The sequence below is a fragment of the Trinickia symbiotica genome (genome assembly GCF_003028655.1).
In the GTDB taxonomy this organism is placed as follows: domain Bacteria; phylum Pseudomonadota; class Gammaproteobacteria; order Burkholderiales; family Burkholderiaceae; genus Trinickia; species Trinickia symbiotica_A.
Window position 1 is genome coordinate 418,559 of sequence record NZ_PYUC01000003.1, and the last position, 19,832, is coordinate 438,390.

General features: G+C 62.8%; 18 protein-coding genes. 16 read left to right on the forward strand and 2 right to left on the reverse strand.

From position 1 onward, the window contains the following. Nucleotides 1-603: 603 nt before the first annotated feature. From C9I57_RS08025 to C9I57_RS08040, 4 genes are all read left to right on the forward strand, one after another. A complete protein-coding gene (locus C9I57_RS08025; protein ID WP_107150073.1) occupies nucleotides 604-1,806 on the forward strand; it encodes a cation:proton antiporter in 1,203 nt (400 codons plus the stop codon). Between the two features lie 31 nt (nucleotides 1,807-1,837). Continuing rightward, the gene (locus C9I57_RS08030) at nucleotides 1,838-2,956 is read left to right on the forward strand and encodes a YbdK family carboxylate-amine ligase (protein WP_107150074.1); all 1,119 of its coding nucleotides are present in this window, start codon (nucleotides 1,838-1,840) and stop codon (nucleotides 2,954-2,956) included. Nucleotides 2,957-3,501: 545 nt separating this feature from the next. Next, nucleotides 3,502-4,146, forward strand: a complete 645-nt coding sequence (locus C9I57_RS08035; protein WP_107150075.1) for a MarR family winged helix-turn-helix transcriptional regulator — start codon at nucleotides 3,502-3,504, stop codon at nucleotides 4,144-4,146. 184 nt (nucleotides 4,147-4,330) lie between these two features. Further along, nucleotides 4,331-4,810 (forward strand): SET domain-containing protein, encoded by a 480-nt coding sequence (locus C9I57_RS08040; RefSeq protein WP_107150076.1) that lies wholly within the window; start codon nucleotides 4,331-4,333, stop codon nucleotides 4,808-4,810. Nucleotides 4,811-4,836: 26 nt separating this feature from the next. On the opposite strand, the gene C9I57_RS08045 is transcribed toward C9I57_RS08040, so the two are convergent. Together C9I57_RS08045 and C9I57_RS08050 are read right to left on the reverse strand one after the other, a co-directional pair. After that, on the reverse strand, nucleotides 4,837-6,330 hold the full coding sequence (locus C9I57_RS08045; RefSeq protein ID WP_107150077.1) for a sensor histidine kinase: 1,494 nt from the start codon (nucleotides 6,328-6,330) through the stop codon (nucleotides 4,837-4,839). Nucleotides 6,331-6,350: 20 nt separating this feature from the next. Further along, nucleotides 6,351-7,037 carry a response regulator transcription factor gene (locus C9I57_RS08050; RefSeq protein ID WP_107150078.1) on the reverse strand — a complete coding sequence of 229 codons (687 nt, stop codon included), beginning with the start codon at nucleotides 7,035-7,037 and terminating at the stop codon, nucleotides 6,351-6,353. A gap of 154 nt (nucleotides 7,038-7,191) precedes the next feature. Between C9I57_RS08050 and C9I57_RS08055 the strand changes: the two genes are divergently transcribed. The 12 genes from C9I57_RS08055 to C9I57_RS08105 all read left to right on the forward strand — a co-directional run bounded on the left by C9I57_RS08055 (nucleotide 7,192) and on the right by C9I57_RS08105 (nucleotide 19,774). After that, on the forward strand, nucleotides 7,192-7,455 hold the full coding sequence (locus tag C9I57_RS08055) for a DUF3717 domain-containing protein (RefSeq protein WP_107150079.1): 264 nt from the start codon (nucleotides 7,192-7,194) through the stop codon (nucleotides 7,453-7,455). 130 nt (nucleotides 7,456-7,585) lie between these two features. Continuing rightward, nucleotides 7,586-9,301, forward strand: a complete 1,716-nt coding sequence (locus C9I57_RS08060; RefSeq protein ID WP_107150080.1) for a GMC family oxidoreductase — start codon at nucleotides 7,586-7,588, stop codon at nucleotides 9,299-9,301. A gap of 324 nt (nucleotides 9,302-9,625) precedes the next feature. Beyond that, a complete protein-coding gene (locus tag C9I57_RS08065; RefSeq protein WP_107150081.1) occupies nucleotides 9,626-10,405 on the forward strand; it encodes an ABC transporter ATP-binding protein in 780 nt (259 codons plus the stop codon). Further along, the gene (locus tag C9I57_RS08070; RefSeq protein ID WP_107150082.1) at nucleotides 10,402-11,169 is read left to right on the forward strand and encodes an ABC transporter ATP-binding protein; all 768 of its coding nucleotides are present in this window, start codon (nucleotides 10,402-10,404) and stop codon (nucleotides 11,167-11,169) included. Before C9I57_RS08065 ends, C9I57_RS08070 begins: the two co-directional genes overlap by 4 nt. A 191-nt stretch (nucleotides 11,170-11,360) precedes the next feature. Beyond that, on the forward strand, nucleotides 11,361-12,539 hold the full coding sequence (locus tag C9I57_RS08075) for an ABC transporter substrate-binding protein (RefSeq protein WP_258187558.1): 1,179 nt from the start codon (nucleotides 11,361-11,363) through the stop codon (nucleotides 12,537-12,539). Nucleotides 12,540-12,642: 103 nt separating this feature from the next. Next, entirely contained in the window at nucleotides 12,643-13,527 is an 885-nt protein-coding gene (locus C9I57_RS08080; protein WP_107150084.1) for a branched-chain amino acid ABC transporter permease, read from the forward strand. Continuing rightward, nucleotides 13,527-14,498, forward strand: a complete 972-nt coding sequence (locus tag C9I57_RS08085) for a branched-chain amino acid ABC transporter permease (protein WP_181321765.1) — start codon at nucleotides 13,527-13,529, stop codon at nucleotides 14,496-14,498. The genes C9I57_RS08080 and C9I57_RS08085 overlap by 1 nt, the downstream gene beginning before the upstream one ends. A 45-nt stretch (nucleotides 14,499-14,543) precedes the next feature. Then, entirely contained in the window at nucleotides 14,544-14,963 is a 420-nt protein-coding gene (locus C9I57_RS32680; protein WP_181321776.1) for a hypothetical protein, read from the forward strand. A 32-nt stretch (nucleotides 14,964-14,995) separates the two neighbouring features. Continuing rightward, nucleotides 14,996-16,153: an ABC transporter substrate-binding protein gene (locus C9I57_RS08090; protein WP_107150086.1), complete on the forward strand. Its 1,158-nt coding sequence runs from the start codon at nucleotides 14,996-14,998 to the stop codon at nucleotides 16,151-16,153. A gap of 2 nt (nucleotides 16,154-16,155) precedes the next feature. Then, the gene (locus C9I57_RS08095) at nucleotides 16,156-17,214 is read left to right on the forward strand and encodes a branched-chain amino acid ABC transporter permease (protein ID WP_107150087.1); all 1,059 of its coding nucleotides are present in this window, start codon (nucleotides 16,156-16,158) and stop codon (nucleotides 17,212-17,214) included. Further along, the gene (locus tag C9I57_RS08100) at nucleotides 17,211-19,013 is read left to right on the forward strand and encodes a branched-chain amino acid ABC transporter ATP-binding protein/permease (RefSeq protein ID WP_107150088.1); all 1,803 of its coding nucleotides are present in this window, start codon (nucleotides 17,211-17,213) and stop codon (nucleotides 19,011-19,013) included. Before C9I57_RS08095 ends, C9I57_RS08100 begins: the two co-directional genes overlap by 4 nt. Before the next feature lie 2 nt (nucleotides 19,014-19,015). Beyond that, nucleotides 19,016-19,774 (forward strand): ABC transporter ATP-binding protein, encoded by a 759-nt coding sequence (locus tag C9I57_RS08105; RefSeq protein ID WP_107150089.1) that lies wholly within the window; start codon nucleotides 19,016-19,018, stop codon nucleotides 19,772-19,774. Nucleotides 19,775-19,832 lie beyond the last annotated feature (58 nt).

The following is a 19,832-nucleotide window of genomic DNA, read 5'->3' on the forward strand; positions in this document are numbered from 1 at the left end:
ACTGCTACTACTTGTATACATACGTAAACATGTAAACCAACGACGTGCCCGTGCTCGACTGCGAGATCAGGACGGACGGTGAATGCGGGAAATCGTTGGCGGAATCGCGCTGTCTGCTGTCCGATGCGCGCAGCCATCGAGGCTCGAAATCGGATAGTTTTTCCGCGACCTGTACCGTTGCGCGTCATTTCTACCGAAATCGCGACAAATCGGTGACGAATGGCTACAGAACGCGCAGGTTGTGGCACAATCCGCGTTCTTCCTGCATGCGTTGCACGTCCGAGCCTGGAAAATTGCGGGGCTCGACGGAACGGCGAAAGCCGCTTCGGAATCTCAGACCTGAGCGGCCGCGTCCGTTCTCATTCATCTCGCCAGGCAGCGTGAGCGCCGCTCACCGCGAACGCGTTGCCGGCAATTCGCCGTAGGTCGGCCCGTCGAATTCGAGCGGGCATTGCCTGGTGCCGGTGATGTCCGCCGGCCCGGGGCCGGTTCGCCGGCTGCCGCCATCCGCGTCCGTCGGCCTCATGCCCGATCGGACGAGCACGCACACCAGCCGCTTTCCCGATATCCGAGGGCGGCTTGTCCGTAAAGGAGAAGCTATTCATGACATCGGCGTTTTCCTTTCTGCCGAGTTGGCCGTTCCCACTGAACGGTATCTTCTGGGCGGGACTCGCCTTGTTCGTCGCGGGACTATGCGGCGAGCTCTGCTACCGGGCATGGCGCCTGCCCCGCATTTCCGGGTATGCCGTCATCGGTCTCATCGCCGGCTCGGCCGGCGTCGGCGCGATCGATGCCGACATGATCGATACGTCGCGGCTGCTGCTCGACGTCGGGCTCGGACTGTTGCTGTTCGAGCTCGGCAGCCGGCTCGATCTGCGCTGGGTCCGCCGTAATCCCTGGCTGATTCTGTCGAGCCTGACCGAAGCGACGCTGACGTTCGCGCTCGTGCTCGTGGTCTTGTTGTTCGCGAAAGTTTCGCCGCCCGTCGCGACCGTGCTGGCGGCTATTTCGATGTCGACGTCACCGGCGATGGTCATTCAGCTCAAGACGGAGCTGCGCGCCGAAGGGCAGGTGACGCAGCGGCTGCTCACGCTCACCGCGCTCAACAGCATGTATGCCGTCATCGTCGAGAAGATCGTCTCCGCCTGGCTTCATCAGGAGGTCTACGGGAATGTTTTCGCCACCATCGTCCAGCCGCTTTACCTGATTGCCGGCTCGCTCATCGTCGCGTTCCTGCTTGCGCGCGCCTGCATGTTCTTTTACCGGCGCGTCAACATGCAGGACGAGCACTCGTTCGTCGCGCTTTTCGGGCTCGTGCTGCTTGCGATCGCCGTGGCGAACATCTTCAAGCTCTCGACGATCCTGAGCCTGCTCGCCGCCGGCATCGTCGTGAAGAATCTGGAGGAGAAACCGCAGCTTTGGCCGCAGCACTTCGGCACGGCGGGTTGGCTGCTCACGGTGATTCTGTTCGTGCTGACGCTCACGTCGTTCGAATGGAAGGATGTGGCGATCGGCGGCGTCGCGGCGCTCGGCCTCATCGTCGCGCGCTTCGTCGCCAAGCTCGTCGGCGTGCTCGCGTTCGCGAAGCCGAGCGGTCTCGGATGGAAGCAAGGCCTCGCGCTCGGACTTTCGCTCGCTCCCATGTCGGCGCTCGCTTATCTGCTCGTCGACGACACTTACCAACTCTATCCGCAGTTCGATCCCACGCTGCGGGCCGTCGCGCTCAGCGCTATCGTCGTCTTGCAGCTCGTCGGGCCTTGGATCGTCTATCGGAGCCTGACGCTCGTCGGCGAGCGCCGCGCGTGAGCGTCCGGCCGTTTCAGAATAGGAAAGAAATATGGCACTTGAACCCTTCGTCGACTCCAAACCGTTTACGTTCGGTGTCGAGCTCGAGATCCAGGTCGTCAACAAGCACGACTACGATCTGACGAAAGCGGCATCGGATCTGATGCGTCTCGTCAAGGACCAGAAGATTCCGGGAAACATCACGCCCGAGATCACCGAAAGCATGATCGAGCTTTCGACGGGCATTTGCACGTCGCACGAAGAAGCGCTCTCTCAGCTGCGCACGATTCGCGACACGCTCGTGGCCGCGGCGGATCAGCTCAACGTCGGTCTTTGCGGCGGCGGCACGCATGCGTTCCAGCATTGGACCGAGCGGCAAATCTTCGACGCGCCGCGCTTTCAGTACCTGTCGGAGCTCTACGGCTATCTGGCGAAGCAATTCACCGTATTCGGCCAACACGTTCACATCGGCTGCCCCGACGCCGACAGCGCGCTCTTCCTGCTTCATGCCATGTCGCGCTTCATTCCGCATTTCATCGCGCTTTCGGCTTCTTCTCCGTACGTCCAGGGCGTGGATACGGGGTTTCACTCGGCACGGCTCAACTCGGTGTTCGCCTTTCCGCTATCGGGCCGCGCGCCGTTCGTGCTGACCTGGGACGGCTTCGAAGAGTACTTTTCGAAGATGGTGGCGACGGGCGTCGTCAACAGCATGAAGGATTTCTACTGGGATATCCGGCCGAAGCCCGGCTACGGCACGATCGAGGTGCGCGTGATGGATACGCCGCTATCGATCGACCGGGCCGCGGCGATCGCCTGCTACATCCAGACGCTTGCACGCCATCTGCTCGTCGACAAGCCTTTCACGCCGAAAGAAGACGACTACCTCGTCTACACGTTCAACCGCTTCGAGGCCTGCCGCTTCGGCCTGGGCGGAACCTGCATCGATCCGCAAACCGGCGCGCGTCGCACGATCTTCGAAGATATTCTCGATACGCTCGAGACGATCGCACCCCACGCTCAGGCGCTTCATTCGGGTGCCGCACTCGATCAGATCGCCGTTATCGCGCGCGAACAGATGAACGATGCGACGTGGCTGCGAAGTGTCGTCGCCAAAGAGAAGTCGCTCCACGAGGCAGTACGGCAACAGTGCGTGCGCTGGCGCAGTTTCTAGGTTTGTTTAACTTAAGACGTATACAAAAGTAGTAGTAGTTAACAAGCCACGGCCGGCGCTGTGGAAAACGTCAAATCTTGCCGATGCTTCAACGGCATGCGCAAACGATAACCGCGTGGACCGAACGTGCATGACCGAAAGATGCGGCTCATAACTCGGGTCGCACTTTTTGGGATTCGTAAGTTATCGAAGATCGTGCCACAGAAGACTCACGCGGTTATACACGACTTATCCACAGATTTTCGCGAATAACTGGCTCGACAGACGCGTTCGCTCGCTTAAAATGGCGGACTCGGCGCTTTAGAGGGTTATCGCGTGAACGACGCTGCGCATTGCTTGCAAGCGTAGACTCGGGTGTGCGTCGTACCGTCTCGACAGATGAAAAATTGATCCCACGTCGAGCGATAGACTCGGGAATAGTAAAATTCGACAGGCTCGAGAGGGCGAGTCATCCCACGGAGGTTGCGGCGCGTCGCGTGGTAGGCGCACACTGGCAACCGGATCAGCAGCGGCATGCTGTCAATGGCGAATAGCGAAGAAAGACTATGAGCGAAGGTGCATACGGAGAGCAAGCGACGGGGCGGGTGACCCATAGTTTGCTGAGATTGAATACGGCGATGCGCAGCCAGGCGTGGGAATGGGCGGAAAGTGCCGGATTGACGCCGACGCAAGGGGAAATACTCGTTCTGCTCATGCAGCGCAAGATGCCATTGCGGCTCGGGGAGATCGCGCGCGAGACCGCGCTGACTGCCGCTACGACGAGCGATGCCGTCAGCACCCTCGAAGCGAAGGGCCTCATCGAAAAGCGGCGTGCGCACGAGGATGGGCGCGCGCTTGCCGTGCGCTTGACGGGCAAAGGTCGCACGGCGGCCAAGCGTGCGCTCCAATGGCCCGATTTTCTCAGCACGGCGATCGATACGCTCGGCGGCGACGAGCAGGCCATCTTCTATCGCACGCTGTTGAAGATGATCCGCCAGCTCCAGGTCCAGGGCGACATCCCGGCACATAGGATGTGCATGACGTGCCGTCATTTGGAACCAAGCAAAAACGCAAAAAGGGCACCGCATCGGTGCCTGGCGCTCGGCGTCTCGTTGGGCGACGTCGAGCTGCGCCTCGATTGCGAGGCGCATGAGGAGGCCGATTCCGCGACGCAGAAGAAAATCTGGAAGATCTTCGCGCAGCAGAGCTGAGTTCGACGTTGAACGAAGATATCGTCAGCGTGTACGATCACGTTTTGTGACGGACATGACGTCACTTGCCGACGCGGCGCCCATCGGGCGCCGCGTTTTCTATCCCATGGTCGAAAGCGCTCTCATGTGCGGCGACGCGTGCGCGCCGCGGTAGCGGCATAGTTGGTTTTCTGAGGATTCGTCGATGAGTTCACGCAAGTTGGTCGTGCGCCGTTCAGGTGTGCATGGCAAGGGCGTGTTTGCCTCCGCGCCGCTCAGCGCGGGTGAGCGGCTGCTGGAGTACAAGGGTGAGCGGATCTCGTGGAAGGAAGCGCAGCGCCGGCATCCGCACAATCCCGACGAACCGAACCATACGTTCTATTTCGCGCTCGAGGACGGCCGCGTCATCGACGGCAACGTGAACGGCAACAGCGCGCGCTGGATCAATCATTCATGCGCGCCGAACTGCGAGGCCGAGGAAATCGAAGGACGCGTGTTCATTCACGCGTTGCGCGATATCGATGCCGACGAGGAATTGTTCTACGACTACGGCCTCGTGGTGGACGTGCGGCTCACGAAGAAGCTCAAGGCGGAATACGGCTGCCGCTGCGGCGCACGCAAATGCCGCGGCACGATGCTCGCGCCGAAAGGCAACGGCAAGAACGGCAAGAACGGCAAGGGCTGAGCGCACCGCGCTGAAAGCCCGGCTTTTCAGCTGTCGCGCAATGCCGAAGCCGCTTCGGCGTGCGGCTTCGCGTCGGTCGGCGCCTGCGCCTCTCCCGCGAGCGGGATGCGCAGGATGAACCGGGCGCCGCCATCGGGCGCGTCCGCGTATTGCACGTCGCCGCCATGCAGATTCATGATGTCGTGGACGATCGCCAGGCCGAGGCCCGCGCCCGCGTCGACGCCTTCCTCGTCCGAGTTGCCCCTGTCGCCGCGGAAGAATCGCTTGAAAAGATCGGCCTGCAGCGCGACTGGGACGCCTGAGCCATTGTCTTCGACGACGATCTGCGCAACGGCACCCCGCGCGGCGTCGAGCCGCGTGACCGTCACCGTGACGCGCGCGCCCTCGCGGCGAGCCGACGGCGCATACTTGAGCGCGTTGTCGAGCAAATTCGCGACGACTTCCCGCAGCAAAACAGGGTTACCGCGCGCGATGAGCGGCGTGTCGTTGCTCGGATCGTCGAGACGCTGGAAGCCGAGATCGACATGAGCGGCGAGGGCCCTCGGCACCCATTCGGCACCCGTCTCGAATGCAAGCGCGGCGATATCGACATCGACGAAGCGCGCCGTCTGCGCACCGGGTTCCGCTCGCGCGAGCGAAAGGAGTTGATTGGAAAGTCGCACGGCCCGGTCCGCTGCCGCGCGCAATTCGCGCACGGCCGCGAGCGTCTGATTCGGATCGCGCGCGTTCGCCGCCTGTTCCGCATGCAGCTTCACCGCCGTCAACGGCGTGCGCAGTTGATGGGCGGCATCGGCAATGAATTTGCGCTGGGCGTCGAGCGCGGCCTTCAACCGTTCCAGCAGTGCGTTCAACGCGCTCGTGAGCGGACGGATCTCCGCCGGAACATGCGTTTCGTCGACCTTCTCGAGCGACATGTGCGTCTGCCGGTTCAGCGAATCGGCAAGTGCCGTCAACGGGCCGAGCTGCTGATTGACGACGCGCCAGACGATCCCCCAACCGGCAAACAGCAACAGCAGCAGCGGCATCATGATGGCGACGAGGAACTCGGCCGCGATTCGGTATCGATGGCGTAGCCGCTGCGCCACCTCGACGATGATCGGCCTGCCGTCCGGCTGCGTGACGCGAACCTGAGCCACGCGAACATGCATATCGTGATACTGCGTTTCGAAGACATAGGCGAAGCGCAATTGGCGCACGCTCTTGCCGTCGAGCGGCAAATCGCGATCGCCGGCGATATCGCGTTCGCCGTCGCTGATCCGATAGATCAGGTGCTGGGCGGGGTCGGAGAACATCGCCTGTGCGAGCGGCGGCACTGAAATTCGCGCGTTCGGTCCGGCTATCTGGATTTGCTTCGAAATGGCCGCCGCCAGATCGGCAAGCGACCGGTCGATCACGTGCTGCGTGTACTGCCAGGCGAGCCAGTAGGCGATGAGACCACTCATCAAGGCGAGCAGCGACAGCGGCCCCGCGAGGCGCCGCAGCAGCGAACGGCGCAGACTGGTTGCAGCGGGGTGATGCATGATCGACTAGACGCGATCCTTTACGAAGCCTGACGAATTTCCTGCAGCAGATAGCCGAAGCCGCGCACCGTCACGATTTCGACTCGGCAGTTTTCGAGCTTCTTGCGGACGCGGTGCACATAGACTTCGATCGCCGTGTCGCCGAGATCGCCACCGAAGTGCGTCAGGTGATCCTGCAGTTGTGCCTTGCTGACGACGCGCCCATGGCGCAGCAGCAGCATCTCCAACACGGCGAACTCGCGCGGCGAAAGCTCGAGCGGCTTGTCTTCGTTGAAGATGCGGCGGTCGACGCCTGAAAGACGCACGCCGCCCAATGACACTTCGGGCCGCGGCGCGTCGTTCGCGGGACCGCTTCGACGCATCACCGCGCGAATGCGCGCTTCGAGCTCGGCGGGTTCGAAGGGTTTGAGCATGTAGTCGTCCGCGCCAGCGTTCAGACCCTGGACGCGGTCGTTCAGCTCGTCGCGCGCCGTCAGCACGATGACTGGCGTATGCCGGTTGCCTTGACGGAAGCGCGAGAGCAGCGTCATGCCGTCGATACCGGGCAAGCCCAGATCGAGAATGACGAGCTCGTGGCGATTTTGCGTCAGGGCTTGCTCGGCGAAGATGCCGTCGTGAACCATGTCGACGGTGAAGCCGACTTGTTCGAGACTGCTTTGGATACCGCGCGCGATGGGGCGGTCGTCTTCGATCAGGAGAAGTCGCATGGAGGTCGCTCAAGTACAATGGGTTAGGCATTCAGCACGCGACTCGCAAGGCGGGTGCGCTGTTCGCGGGAGCCCCGCGGCCACATCCAGCGCGTGCCGCCACAAGCGATCGGCCGAAAGCCGCGGGTAGCCACACAGCCATCACGCGAATCATATGTCCGAAATTACGATCAACGAACTGGAAGCCGCGATCAACTTCTGGCGAACCCGTTCACCTTCGACAGGCGACGAGCTGAGCTTGTGCAAGGAGGCAAGCGCGCTCTCCAAGCCGTATGCGTTGCTGATTGTACAGCGTCGCACGGCGGTGCCGGAGGAAGGCCTCGAGCCCGCCGCGCGCGCCGCGTGGAACGATTATCTGAAGGCGCGCCGCGAAGAGGCAGGCCGCGCGGGCGTCTCAGGCGGTTCGGGCAGGCCGTAGCGCGGCGTCGCGAGAGGCCGCGCCGGAAGCGGGCTCGCGAAGGGTTTTGGTTACCGGCTGTTACAAGCGCACTCGAGCCCCGTTCCTTTTGGGGAAGAGTCGCGAACAAAGTGAGCGTGGAGGCGACATCATGACTGACGAAACGATCCCCGCGGGCGAATTCGACTACGTGATCGTCGGCGCCGGCACGGCCGGTTGCGTGCTGGCCAACCGGCTCTCCGAGGATCGCGACGTGACCGTGCTGCTGCTCGAGGCGGGGGGCAAGGACAACTATCCGTGGATCCATGTGCCCGTCGGCTATCTCTATTGCATCGGCAATCCGCGCACGGACTGGCTTTACCGGACGTGCAACGAGTCGGGCCTTAACGGGCGCGCGCTCTCATATCCGCGCGGACGCGTGCTCGGCGGCAGCTCGTCGATCAACGGCATGATCTACATGCGCGGGCAGCGCGAGGACTACGACGAGTGGGCGCGCGTGACGGGCGATCCGTCATGGTCGTGGGACGCGGTCCTGCCTGTCTTCAAGCGCAGCGAAGATCATCATGGCGGGGCCAACGAATGGCACGGTGCCGGCGGTCCATGGCGCGTCGAAAAACAACGTCTCAAATGGAAGATACTCGAGGCGTTTCACGAAGCGGCGCAGCAGGCGGGCATTCCGGCGACTGACGACTTCAATCGCGGCAACAATGAAGGCGTCGGCTACTTCGAAGTCAATCAGAAACGCGGCGTGCGCTGGAACGCCTCGAAAGCGTTCTTGCGGCCCACGCTCTCACGTCCGAATCTGACCATAGTCACGAACGCCCATGTGCACCGGCTCACCATGGAACACAAACGCTGCACGGGGATCGAGTATCGGCGTGGCAACAACGATGCTCGCAGGTTCATCGCGCGTGCACGCTGCGAGGTGATCGTCGCGGCCGGTGCCGTGAACTCGCCGCAGCTGCTGGAGCTCTCAGGCATCGGCAACGGCGAACGGCTGCAACGCGTCGGCATCGAGGTCGTCCAGGATCTGCGCGGCGTCGGCGAGAATCTGCAGGACCACCTGCAATTGCGCATGGCGTATCGTGTCGAGGGCGTCCGCACGCTCAACACTCTTTCGGCGCACTGGTGGGGCAAATTTTGGATCGCCGCGCAATATGCGCTATCGCGGAGCGGCCCGATGTCGATGTCGCCATCGCAGCTGGGCGCATTTGCGAAGTCCTCCACCGACGACCCATCGATCACACGTCCCGACATCGAATACCACGTACAGCCGCTCTCGCTCGATCGTTTCGGCGAACCGCTGCATCGCTTCAACGCATTTACGGCGTCGGCGTGCCCCTTGAGGCCGACTTCGCGCGGCAGCATTCATATCGAATCGCCTGACCCGCATACCCCGCCGCTCATCGCGCCGAATTACCTTTCGACCGATTATGACCGGCACGTGGCGGCCAACGCCTTGCGTCTCACTCGTCGCATCGTGGCATCGCCCGCGCTCGCACCGTACGCGCCACGGGAGATTCTGCCCGGCATCGAGTTCCAGACCGAAGACGAGCTCGTGAAAGCGGCCGGCGCGATCGGCACGACGATCTTTCATCCGGTCGGCACATGCCGAATGGGCACGATCGGTGACCCGGGCGCCGTGGTCGACGCTCGGCTCTCCGTCATCGGCGTGGAGGGGTTGCGTGTGGTCGACGCATCCGTGATGCCGACGATCACGTCCGGCAATACGAACTCGCCGACGCTGATGATCGCCGAGCGTGCAAGCGAGATGATCCGTGCCGACCGTCATGCCCGGGCGGGACGCGCCGTCGGCGCGTGCGCGCCGGAGACAGCATCCGCGTCGGCGCCTGCGCCGGCCGCCTGACGAGCCTGACGAGCCTGACGAAAGCCGCGCCCGCCGCGCGGCGCCGAACGGTTGGACGGTGGGTTGGGCGGTCGGTTGAGGCGGCGCCTCCACGCTGCAATTTCCGCGCCGATTACGCAAATTAGCCTAAGTGCAAATCCCAATGATTGCGCTGCATCAATGGCGAGACAATTCGCGGTGCCGCATGGTGCGGGGCCGACCTTCCCGAAATGACGCACCATGCCAAAGAAAGGGGCGACCCGATCGAAGCCTCGCAACGAATGGCGACGCCGACCGGGCGCGCACCAACAATGGCATGCTTCGTCACTTCGCATGGAAGGGGACATGATTCTGGGCGATACGATTCTCGAAACGCGCGGCCTTACGAAGGAGTTCAAGGGATTCACCGCCGTCAACGGGGTGAATCTACGCGTGCGCCGCGGTTCGATCCATGCATTGATCGGCCCCAACGGCGCCGGCAAGACGACGTGCTTCAATTTGCTTACGAAGTTTCTCGAGCCCACGGCCGGGCAAATTGTTTTCAACCATATCGACATCACGCGTGAAAAACCGGCGCAAATTGCGCGGCGCGGTATTATTCGCTCGTTTCAGATTTCAGCCGTCTTTCCGCATTTGACGGTTTTGCAAAATGTGCGCGTCGGCCTGCAGCGCACGCTCGGCACCGCCTATCACTTCTGGCGCAGCGACCGTTTGCTGCGGCAGCTCGACGAACGCGCGAGAGAATTGCTTGCACAGGTCGGCCTGACCGATTTTGCCGATACGCTGACGGTCGAGCTCTCGTACGGCCGCAAGCGCGCGCTCGAGATCGCGACGACGCTTGCCATGGAGCCCGAGCTGATGCTGCTCGACGAGCCGACGCAGGGGATGGGCCACGAAGATGTCGATCGTGTGACAGCGCTGATCAAGAAGGTCTCCGCGGGTCGCACGATTCTGATGGTCGAGCACAACATGAACGTCATCGCGGGGATCTCCGACACGATCACGGTTTTGCAGCGCGGCGAGGTGCTCGCCGAAGGCAGCTATGCCGAAGTATCGAAGAACCCGCTCGTGATGCAGGCCTACATGGGCAGCGCCGACGCCGCGTTGACGGGGACGCACGGATGAACGACACGCAACGCGAAAACATCGAGGCGGGCGGCGTGATCGAGGAAGCGCGGCAGGGCACGCCCGCGCTGACGATCACAGGGTTGCAGGCCTGGTACGGCGAATCCCACATTCTGCACGGCGTCGATCTGACCGTGAATCGCGGCGAGGTCGTGACGCTGCTCGGGCGCAATGGGGCGGGGCGCACGACGACGCTGCGCGCGATCATGGGGCTCACGGGTCGCCGCACGGGCTCGGTGAAGATCGGCGAGCGCGAGACCATCGGGCTGCCCACGCACCGGATCGCGCACTGCGGCGTCGGCTTTTGCCCCGAGGAGCGCGGCATTTTTTCGAGCCTCTCGTGCGAGGAGAACCTGATTCTTCCACCGATGGTCGGCAGCGCGAAGGACGCCATGTCGATCGACGAAATCTATGAGATGTTCCCGAATCTCAAGGAACGCCGCGCGAGCCAGGGCACGCGTCTTTCCGGCGGCGAGCAGCAGATGCTCGCCGTCGCGCGGATCCTGCGCACGGGCGCGAATCTGCTCTTGCTCGACGAAATTTCCGAAGGCCTCGCGCCCGTAATCGTCCAGACGCTCGCGCGCATGATCCTGACGCTGAAGGCGCGCGGCTACACGATCGTGATGGTCGAGCAGAACTTTCGCTTCGCCGCGCCGCTCGCGGATCGTTTCTACGTGATGGAGCACGGCCGCATCGTCGAGCGCTTCGTCGCGAGCGAGCTCGAAAGCAAGATGCCGGTGCTGCACGATCTGCTCGGCGTTTGAGCGGCATCGGAGGGCACCCGCACGAAACGTGCGCTTCGCATGCGCTGCTCGTACAGGCTGCCTCGCGGCATCCCGCGGCGATTGGCATGTCATCTATCTTACGTCTCACGTTGCACGCTAGAACCAATAACGCAAAGAAGGAGATACGAATGAAGACGAAGTTCCTCGCACGCGTGGTACGCACCCTCGCGATGACAAGCGCGGCTTGCGCCGTTGCCTTGCCCGTGCAAAACGCCACGGCCGACGAGAACGCAGTCACGATCGGTTTCATCACCGACATGTCGGGCCTCTATGCCGACATCGACGGCAAGGGCGGCGCGACCGCCATTCAGATGGCCATCGACGATTTCGGCGGGAAAGTGAACGGCAAGCCGATCAAGCTCCTGACGGCCGATCACCAGAACAAGGCCGATATCGCCGCCACGACGGCGCGCAAGTGGATCGACACGCAAGGCCTCGACATGCTGATCGGCGGGACGAACTCGGCGACGGGGCTTTCGATGAACGATGTCGTCAAGGAAAAGAAGCGGCCGTTCTATGTGATCGGCGCGGGTACCGACGCCCTCACCAACAAGCAGTGCACGCCTTACACCGTTCACTACGCGTATGACACCACGGCGCTGGCGAGGGGCACCGGTTCCGCGATCGTGAAACAAGGCTTCAAGACCTGGTACTTCCTGACCGCCGACTACGCATTCGGCAAGTCGCTCGACAAGAACACGACCGAGGTCGTCGAGAAGAACGGCGGCAAGGTGCTCGGTCATGCGTTCCATCCGCTCTCCGCGTCGGACTTCTCGTCGTTCCTGTTGCAGGCGCAATCGTCGAAGGCCCAGGTGCTCGGTCTCGCGAATGCGGGCAACGATACGGTGAATTCGCTGAAGGCGGCGAAGGAATTCGGCATCACGAAGACGATGAAGATCGCCGCGCTGCTGATGTTCATCGACGATGTGCACAGCGTCGGCCTGCCGACGGCGCAGGGTCTCCTGCTGACGGATAGCTGGTATTGGGATCAGAACGAAAAGGCGCGTGCGTGGGCGGAGAAGTACATGAAGAAGACGGGCAAGATGCCGTCGAGCCTGCAGGCCGCCGACTACTCGGCAACGATGAACTACCTGAACGCCGTGAAGGCGGCCGGCACGACCGATCCCGACAAGGTGATGGAGCAGGTCAGGAAGACGAAGATCGACGACTTCTATGCGAAGGGCGAGATTCGTCCCGACGGTGTCATGCTCCACGACATGTACCTCTATCAAGTGAAGACGCCGGCCGAGTCGAAGAAGCCGTGGGATTACTACACGCTGAAAGCAACGATCCCAGGCGACCAGGCGTTCGGGACGAAGGCCGAGACTCAGTGCGACCTTTGGAAGTGATTCGGGGTTGAGGCTTGACGTGCGATCGGAGTCGGCGCGCTTTGGCGTCAGCGCCTACTCCGATCCACGCTACATGGTTTGACTTTGACGGCAGGCAGGTTCAATGGATATCTTCGGCATTCCGTTGCAGGCGTTGTTGAGCCAGCTCCTGCTCGGGCTCGTCAACGGATCGTTCTACGCGATCCTGAGCCTCGGGCTGGCGGTGATCTTCGGCATGCTCAACGTGATCAACTTCGCCCATGGCGCCTTGTTCATGCTCGGGGCGATGCTCGCGTGGATGGGGTTCAACTATCTGGGTCTGCCGTACTGGGCGATGATCGTGCTCGCGCCGCTCGTCATCGGCGCGTTCGGCATGGTGATCGAACGCTCGATGCTGCGCTGGCTCTACCGGCTCGATCATCTCTACGGGCTTTTGCTGACGTTCGGCCTGACGCTCGTGATCGAAGGCGTCTTCCGCTCGGTCTACGGATCGTCGGGCCAGCCTTACGATGTGCCCGATTTGCTTGCGGGCGCAACGAATCTCGGCTTCATGTACTTGCCGAACTATCGCGCGTGGGTCGTCGTCGCCTCGCTCGTGGTCTGCTTCGCGACGTGGTTCGTGATCGAAAAGACACGCATCGGCTCGTATCTTCGCGCGGGCACCGAAAATCCGAAGCTCGTCGAGGCATTCGGCGTCAACGTGCCCGTCATGATCACGCTCACGTACGGTTTCGGCGTTGCGCTCGCCGCGTTCGCGGGCGTGCTCGCCGCCCCGGTGATCCAGGTTTCGCCGCTGATGGGCCAGTCGATGATCATCACCGTCTTCGCCGTCGTCGTGATCGGCGGGATGGGATCGATCATGGGCTCGATCGTCACGGGCCTCATGCTCGGGGTCGTCGAAGGCTTCACACGCGTCTTTTATCCGCAGGCGTCGGCCACCGTCGTCTTCGTCATCATGGCGATCGTGCTGCTCGTGCGGCCGGCGGGTCTTTTCGGCAAGGAACGGTGATGCAGAGAAAAGCGCTCTACGGCCTCTTGTTCTTGGGCCTTCTCGTCGCGCCGTGGGCCGGCGTCTATCCGATCTTCGTCATGAAGGTGCTCTGCTTCGCGCTGTTCGCGGCGGCCTTCAATCTGCTCATCGGGTACACGGGATTGCTCTCGTTCGGTCACGCGATGTTTCTCGCGACGGCCGGCTACGTCACGGGCTTCACGATGCAGTCGCTCGGGCTTGCGCCTATTCTCGGCGTGCTGGCCGGCACGGCGAGCGCGACGCTGCTCGGTCTTGTCGTCGGCCTCCTCGCGATCAGGCGACAGGGCATCTACTTCGCGATGGTGACGCTCGCGTTCGCGCAGATGATCTACTTCATCTATCTGCAAGTGCCGTTCACGCATGGCGAGGATGGCCTGCAAGGCGTGCCGCGCGGGACGCTCTTCGGCCTAGTCGACCTCTCGTCGGACCTCGCGCTCTACTACGTCGTGCTCGTCGTGATCGCGCTCGCGTTCCTGCTCATCGTGCGCATCGTCCATTCGCCGTTCGGCGAGCTCATGACGGCGATCCGCGAAAACGAGCCGCGCGCCACTTCGCTCGGTTACGACACCGATCGTTTCAAGCTGCTCGCGTTCGTGCTTTCCGCGGGGCTCGCCGGTCTCGCGGGTGCGATGAAAGTACTCGTGCTCGGCTTCGAAACGCTCAGCGACGCGCATTGGACGATGTCGGGTCTCGTCATCCTGATGACGCTCGTGGGAGGCATGGGCACGCTGTTCGGACCGTTGCTCGGGGCCGCGCTCATCGTGACGCTCGAGGACCGGCTCGGCGACATCGGCTCGTTCATCGCATCGATCACGGGCATCACGTGGTTCGGCACGCTCGGCGAATCGACGACGATCGTCATCGGCTTCATCTTCATCGCTTGCGTGCTCGCGTTCAGGCGCGGCATCGTGGGCGAAGTCGTCGCACGCGTGCGGACGTTGCGGGCCTGATGCGCTAATTCCGTGCGGGCTTGCACCACTAGGGAAAGTGCTAGGTTGTCGCATCAGACGGGGGCGTTTAATCTTCGTTCCAGTTCTGATGCACCGAATTTGCAGGTGGAGAACGAGGAGACAATCGAGGCACGAAGTGCCCGCGAGAAAGCGCTGTTGGACGGAATCCAACAGCGCTTTTCTTTTATGCCTTCGATTCGTGCATCCGCCTATCGCTCCCTCGTATTCCCCATTCGCGAGCGCAGGCTGCCCAGCGCTCGTGCGCCGTTCCATCCCAGCGATGCTTCGCACGGCTGCACGCTTACGCGCATTCGGCTTGTTCGTTGGCCCGATGAAGCGGCCCATGCTTCGCCTTTTCCAGCGATTTTTTATCCGACCATTGCTGCAAGCAAGGTCGCATCACGATACGATCTTTCGTTCGGAATCCGAAATAAATCGGCCGGCATGCCGGCCGGCCGCGTTTGAACGCTCTGCAAAAAGCATCTGGAGAATCGAGAATGACGGTAAAACGATGGGTACGCGGCGGCCTCGCGCTCGCTTTGATCTGCGGCGCCGGCGCAGCGTTCGCTCAAGTGAAGATCGGTGTGGTGCTCTCGACGACAGGGCCCGCCGCTTCGCTCGGCATCCCTGAAAAGAACACGATCGAACTGTTGCCGAAAGAGATCGGCGGCAAGCGCGTCGATTACATCGTGCTCGACGATGCGACCGATACGACGAAGGCCGTCCAGGATACGCACAAGCTCGTCGACGAAGACCATGTCGATGCGATTATCGGCTCGACTGTCACGCCGAACTCGCTCGCGATGATCGATGTCGTTGCGCCAGCCAAGACGCCGATGATCTCGCTTGCCGCGTCGGCGAAAATCGTCGAGCCGATGGACGACAAGCGCAAGTGGGTTTTCAAGACGCCGCAAAACGACAGTCTGATGGCTGATGCGATCGCCGAGCACATGGCGAAAGCGGGTGTGAAGACGGTCGGCTTCATCGGCTTTGCCGACGGCTACGGCCAGAGCTGGCTCGCGGAGTTCAAGCATGCCGCGAGTGCGCATGGACTGAAGGTCGTCGACGACGAGAAGTACAACCGCACCGATACGTCGACGACGGGACAGGTGCTGAAGCTCGTCGCCGCGCGCCCCGACGCGGTGCTGATCGCGGCGTCGGGCACACCGGCCGCATTGCCGGCGAAAGAGCTGAAAGAGCGCGGCTACAAGGGCAAGGTGTATCAGACGCACGGCGTCGCGAACAACGACTTCCTGCGCGTCTGCGGCAAGGATTGCGACGGCGAGATTCTGCCCGCCGGTCCGATTCTCGTCGCCGATCAACTCCCCGACTCGAATCCCGTCAAGAAGTCCGCGCTCGCGTACGAGACGGCCTACGAAGCGAAGTATGGCAAGGGCTCGGTCGTCACGTTCGGCGGCCATGCCTGGGACGCGGGCCAGATGCTGCAAAAGGCGATTCCTGTCGCATTGCAGACGGCGCAGCCGGGCACCGAAGCGTTCCGCACGGCGCTGCGCGGCGCGCTCGAAAATCTCAAGGATCTGCCGGTCTCGCACGGGATCATGACGATCACGCCCACCGATCATAACGGCCTCGACAAACGCGCACGCGTCTATGTGCAGATCGTCGACGGCAAATGGAAGGTCATCGGCGAGTAAGCATGGATTTATCGATCGCGGCCATTCTCGCGCAAGACGGCATCACGACGGGCGCCATCTACGCGCTGCTCGCGCTGGCGCTCGTGCTCGTCTTCTCGGTCACGCGCGTCATCTTCATTCCGCAAGGCGAGTTCGTCTCCTATGGCGCGCTGACGCTCGCGATGCTGCAAGCGAACAAGGCGCCGCCGACGGCACTGCTCTTGATCGCGCTCGGGGTGGCCTGCTTCGTCGTCGAGACGATCGGCATGGTGCGGCGGCCCGAGCGGCGTCGGCATTGGCCGCGAACGCTTGCACTCAGCGCCGGCCGCTATCTGCTCTTTCCGCTCGCGGTCTACGCGTTGACGGCGCATCTGGCCGCGCTCGCGCTGCCGATGATCGTCCAGGTCGCGTTGACACTTGTCATCATCGTGCCGATGGGGCCATTGATTTATCGGCTGGCTTACGAGCCTATCGCCGAGGCGACGACGCTGTTGCTCTTGATCGTCGCGGTGGCCGTTCATTTCGCGATGGTCGGTCTCGGGCTGCTCATGTTCGGTGCCGAAGGCTCGCGTACGACGCCGTTTTCCGATGCGTCGCTCAGCGTGGGCAACCTCTCGGTGGCTGCGCAAAGCCTGTGGGTCGTCGTGACCGCGCTGGTGCTCATCGTCGCGCTGTACGTCTATTTCGACCGGTCGATTTCGGGCAAGGCACTGCGTGCGACGTCGATCAACCGCCTCGGCGCGCGGCTCGTCGGCATCGGGACGACGCAGGCCGGCCGGCTCGCCTTCACGCTCGCGGCCGGGCTCGGCGCACTCTCGGGCGTGCTCGTCGCGCCTCTGACGACGATCTACTACGACTCCGGCTTTCTCATCGGCCTGAAAGGCTTCGTCGGCGCGATCATCGGAGGGCTCGTGAGCTATCCGCTGGCTGCAGCGGGGTCGCTGCTCGTCGGTCTGCTCGAATCATATTCGTCGTTCTGGGCGAGCGCCTACAAGGAGATCATCGTCTTCACGCTGATCATTCCGGTGCTGCTGTGGCTCAGCCTTGCGCGGCCTCGCGTGGAAGAAGAGGAGGAGGAGTGAAGCGTTTGAGCGCGAACCGTCTCCCATCGCTCAAGAAGCCGTTCTGGCCTTTTCTCGTCGTCATTTTTCTGCTGCCCGTCCTGCCGGCGCCCGTGCGCGTCCCGGAGTACTGGATCACGCTTTTGAACTACATCGGGCTCTACTCGATCGTCGCGATCGGTCTCGTGCTGCTGACGGGCATCGGCGGCATGACGAGTTTCGGGCAGGCGGCGTTCGTGGGTATCGGCGCCTATGCCACGGCCTTCCTGACGACGAATTTTGCCCTCTCGCCGTGGCTCGCGCTCATCGCCGGCATCCTGCTGACGGCTGCGATCGCCCTCGTCATCGGCGGCGTGACGATGCGCCTTTCCGGGCATTTTCTACCGCTCGGCACCATCGCCTGGGGCCTGTCGCTCTATTACATCTTTGGCAACGTAGACTGGCTCGGCAAGTACGACGGCATCAACGGCATCCCGGCACTGTCCCTCTTCGGCCTCTCGCTTGCGTCGGGCCGCGGCATCTACTACCTGATCTGGGCCGTCGCGCTCGTGTCGGTCGTCTCCGTGCAGAACCTGCTCGACAGCCGGCCCGGTCGAGCCATTCGCGCGCTGCGCGGCGCCAGCGTCATGGCCGAGGCGATGGGCGTCGATACGGTATGGATGCGCATCGTCATCTTCGTCTATTCGGCCGTGCTCGCCGCCATTTCCGGTTTCCTCTACGCGCACCTGCAGCGAGCCGTCAATCCGACGCCGTTCGGCCTAAATCACGGAATCGAATATCTATTCATGGCCGTCGTGGGTGGCGTCGCCCATGTTTGGGGTGCGATTCTCGGCGCGGCGATTCTCACCGTCCTGCAGGATTACCTGCAGAGCGTGTTGCCGACGCTGCTGGGCCAGAGCGGCAATTTCGAGATCATCGTGTTCGGCGTGCTCATGGTTGTGCTTCTGCAATATGCGAGGCAGGGCGTTTGGCCGTTCGTCGCGCGTTGGTTTCCGCGCGACCCGTCGGCTCGCGCTCCGGCATCCGCCGAGGCTTTGCCGCAGCGCACAAAACCGGCGACGGGCGGGCCCTTGCTCGTTGTCGACAAGGTCCGCAAAACGTTCGGAGGGCTCGTCGCCGTCAACGACGTCAGCTTCGAAGTCGGGGAGGGCGAAATCGTTGCGCTGATCGGACCCAACGGCGCGGGCAAGTCGACGACGTTCAATCTCGTGACGGGCGTCCTGCGCGCGACGAGCGGCACGATCCGCTTCGCCGGCGAGCGCATCGACACGCTTCGTTCACGTGAAATCGTGCGGCGCGGGATCGCCCGGACGTTTCAGCATGTCAAGCTGGTGCCCGGCATGACGGTGCTCGAGAACGTTGCGCTCGGCGCGCACCTGCGGGGATCGACCGGCATTTCGCGCAGTATCGCTCGGCTGAACGCGGCCGAGGAGGATCGCCTGCTGGCCGAAGCCGCCAGCCAGCTTCGGCGCGTCGGGCTCGAGCAGCATGTGTACGACGAAGCGGGCAGCCTCGCGCTCGGGCAGCAGCGAATCCTCGAGATCGCCCGTGCGCTTTGCTGCGACCCGGTGTTGCTGCTGCTCGACGAGCCCGCGGCGGGACTTCGGTACCAGGAGAAGGAGCGGCTTGGCGAGTTGCTGCGCAGGCTCAAGGCCGAGGGAATGAGCATTTTGCTCGTCGAGCACGACATGGATTTCGTCATGAACCTGGCCGATAGGGTCGTGGTCATGGAGTTCGGCACGCGCATCGCGCACGGTTTGCCGCGGGAGGTTCAGAATGACCCGGCCGTGCTCGAAGCCTATCTCGGCGGAGTGGAGTAGCCATGCACGAAACCGCGACAACGCCGATTCTCGCCGCATCGGAACTCTGCGTGCGCTATGGGAAGGTCGAGGCGCTGCACGGCGTCTCGCTCGAAGTCTGCCGTGGGCAAATCGTCAGCGTGATCGGGCCGAACGGCGCGGGCAAGTCCACGCTGCTCAATGCGGTCATGGGCGCGCTGCCGCCGGCGGGGCTTGCGGTCGGGCATATCCGGTACAGCGGCGAGGACATCGCCGCACTGCCCATCGAAAAGCGCGTGGCGCGTGGGATGTGCCTGGTACCAGAAAAGCGTGAATTGTTCGCGTCGATGACGGTCGAGGACAACTTGGTGCTGGGCGCCTATTGCCGCAAGCGCGCGGGCGACCGCAATTTCCTCGATCAGCTCGATACTGTCCTGCAGCTGTTCCCGCGCCTCGCCGAGCGCCGGAAGCAGGCCGCCGCGACGTTGTCGGGCGGGGAGCGGCAGATGCTCGCGCTCGGGCGCGCGCTGATGGGCAAGCCCGACCTCCTGATGCTGGACGAACCGAGCCTCGGGTTGGCACCGCTCATCGTCAAAGAGATTTTCCATATCATCAGCGCGTTGCGGCGGACCGGCGTGGCGATACTCCTTATCGAACAGAATGCGCGCGCCGCGTTGCAAATTTCCGACTACGGCTACGTGCTGGAAACGGGGGAAGTGGCGCTGTCGGGCAACGCCGACGCGCTCGCGCATAACCCTCGGGTAGTCGAGACATATCTCGGGCTTGCAAAGAAGACGGCGTGAGGTCGGTCGCTCGCGCGGCACGCGCACCCATGCCTGTGTCGCGGAGCGACCCGCTTTG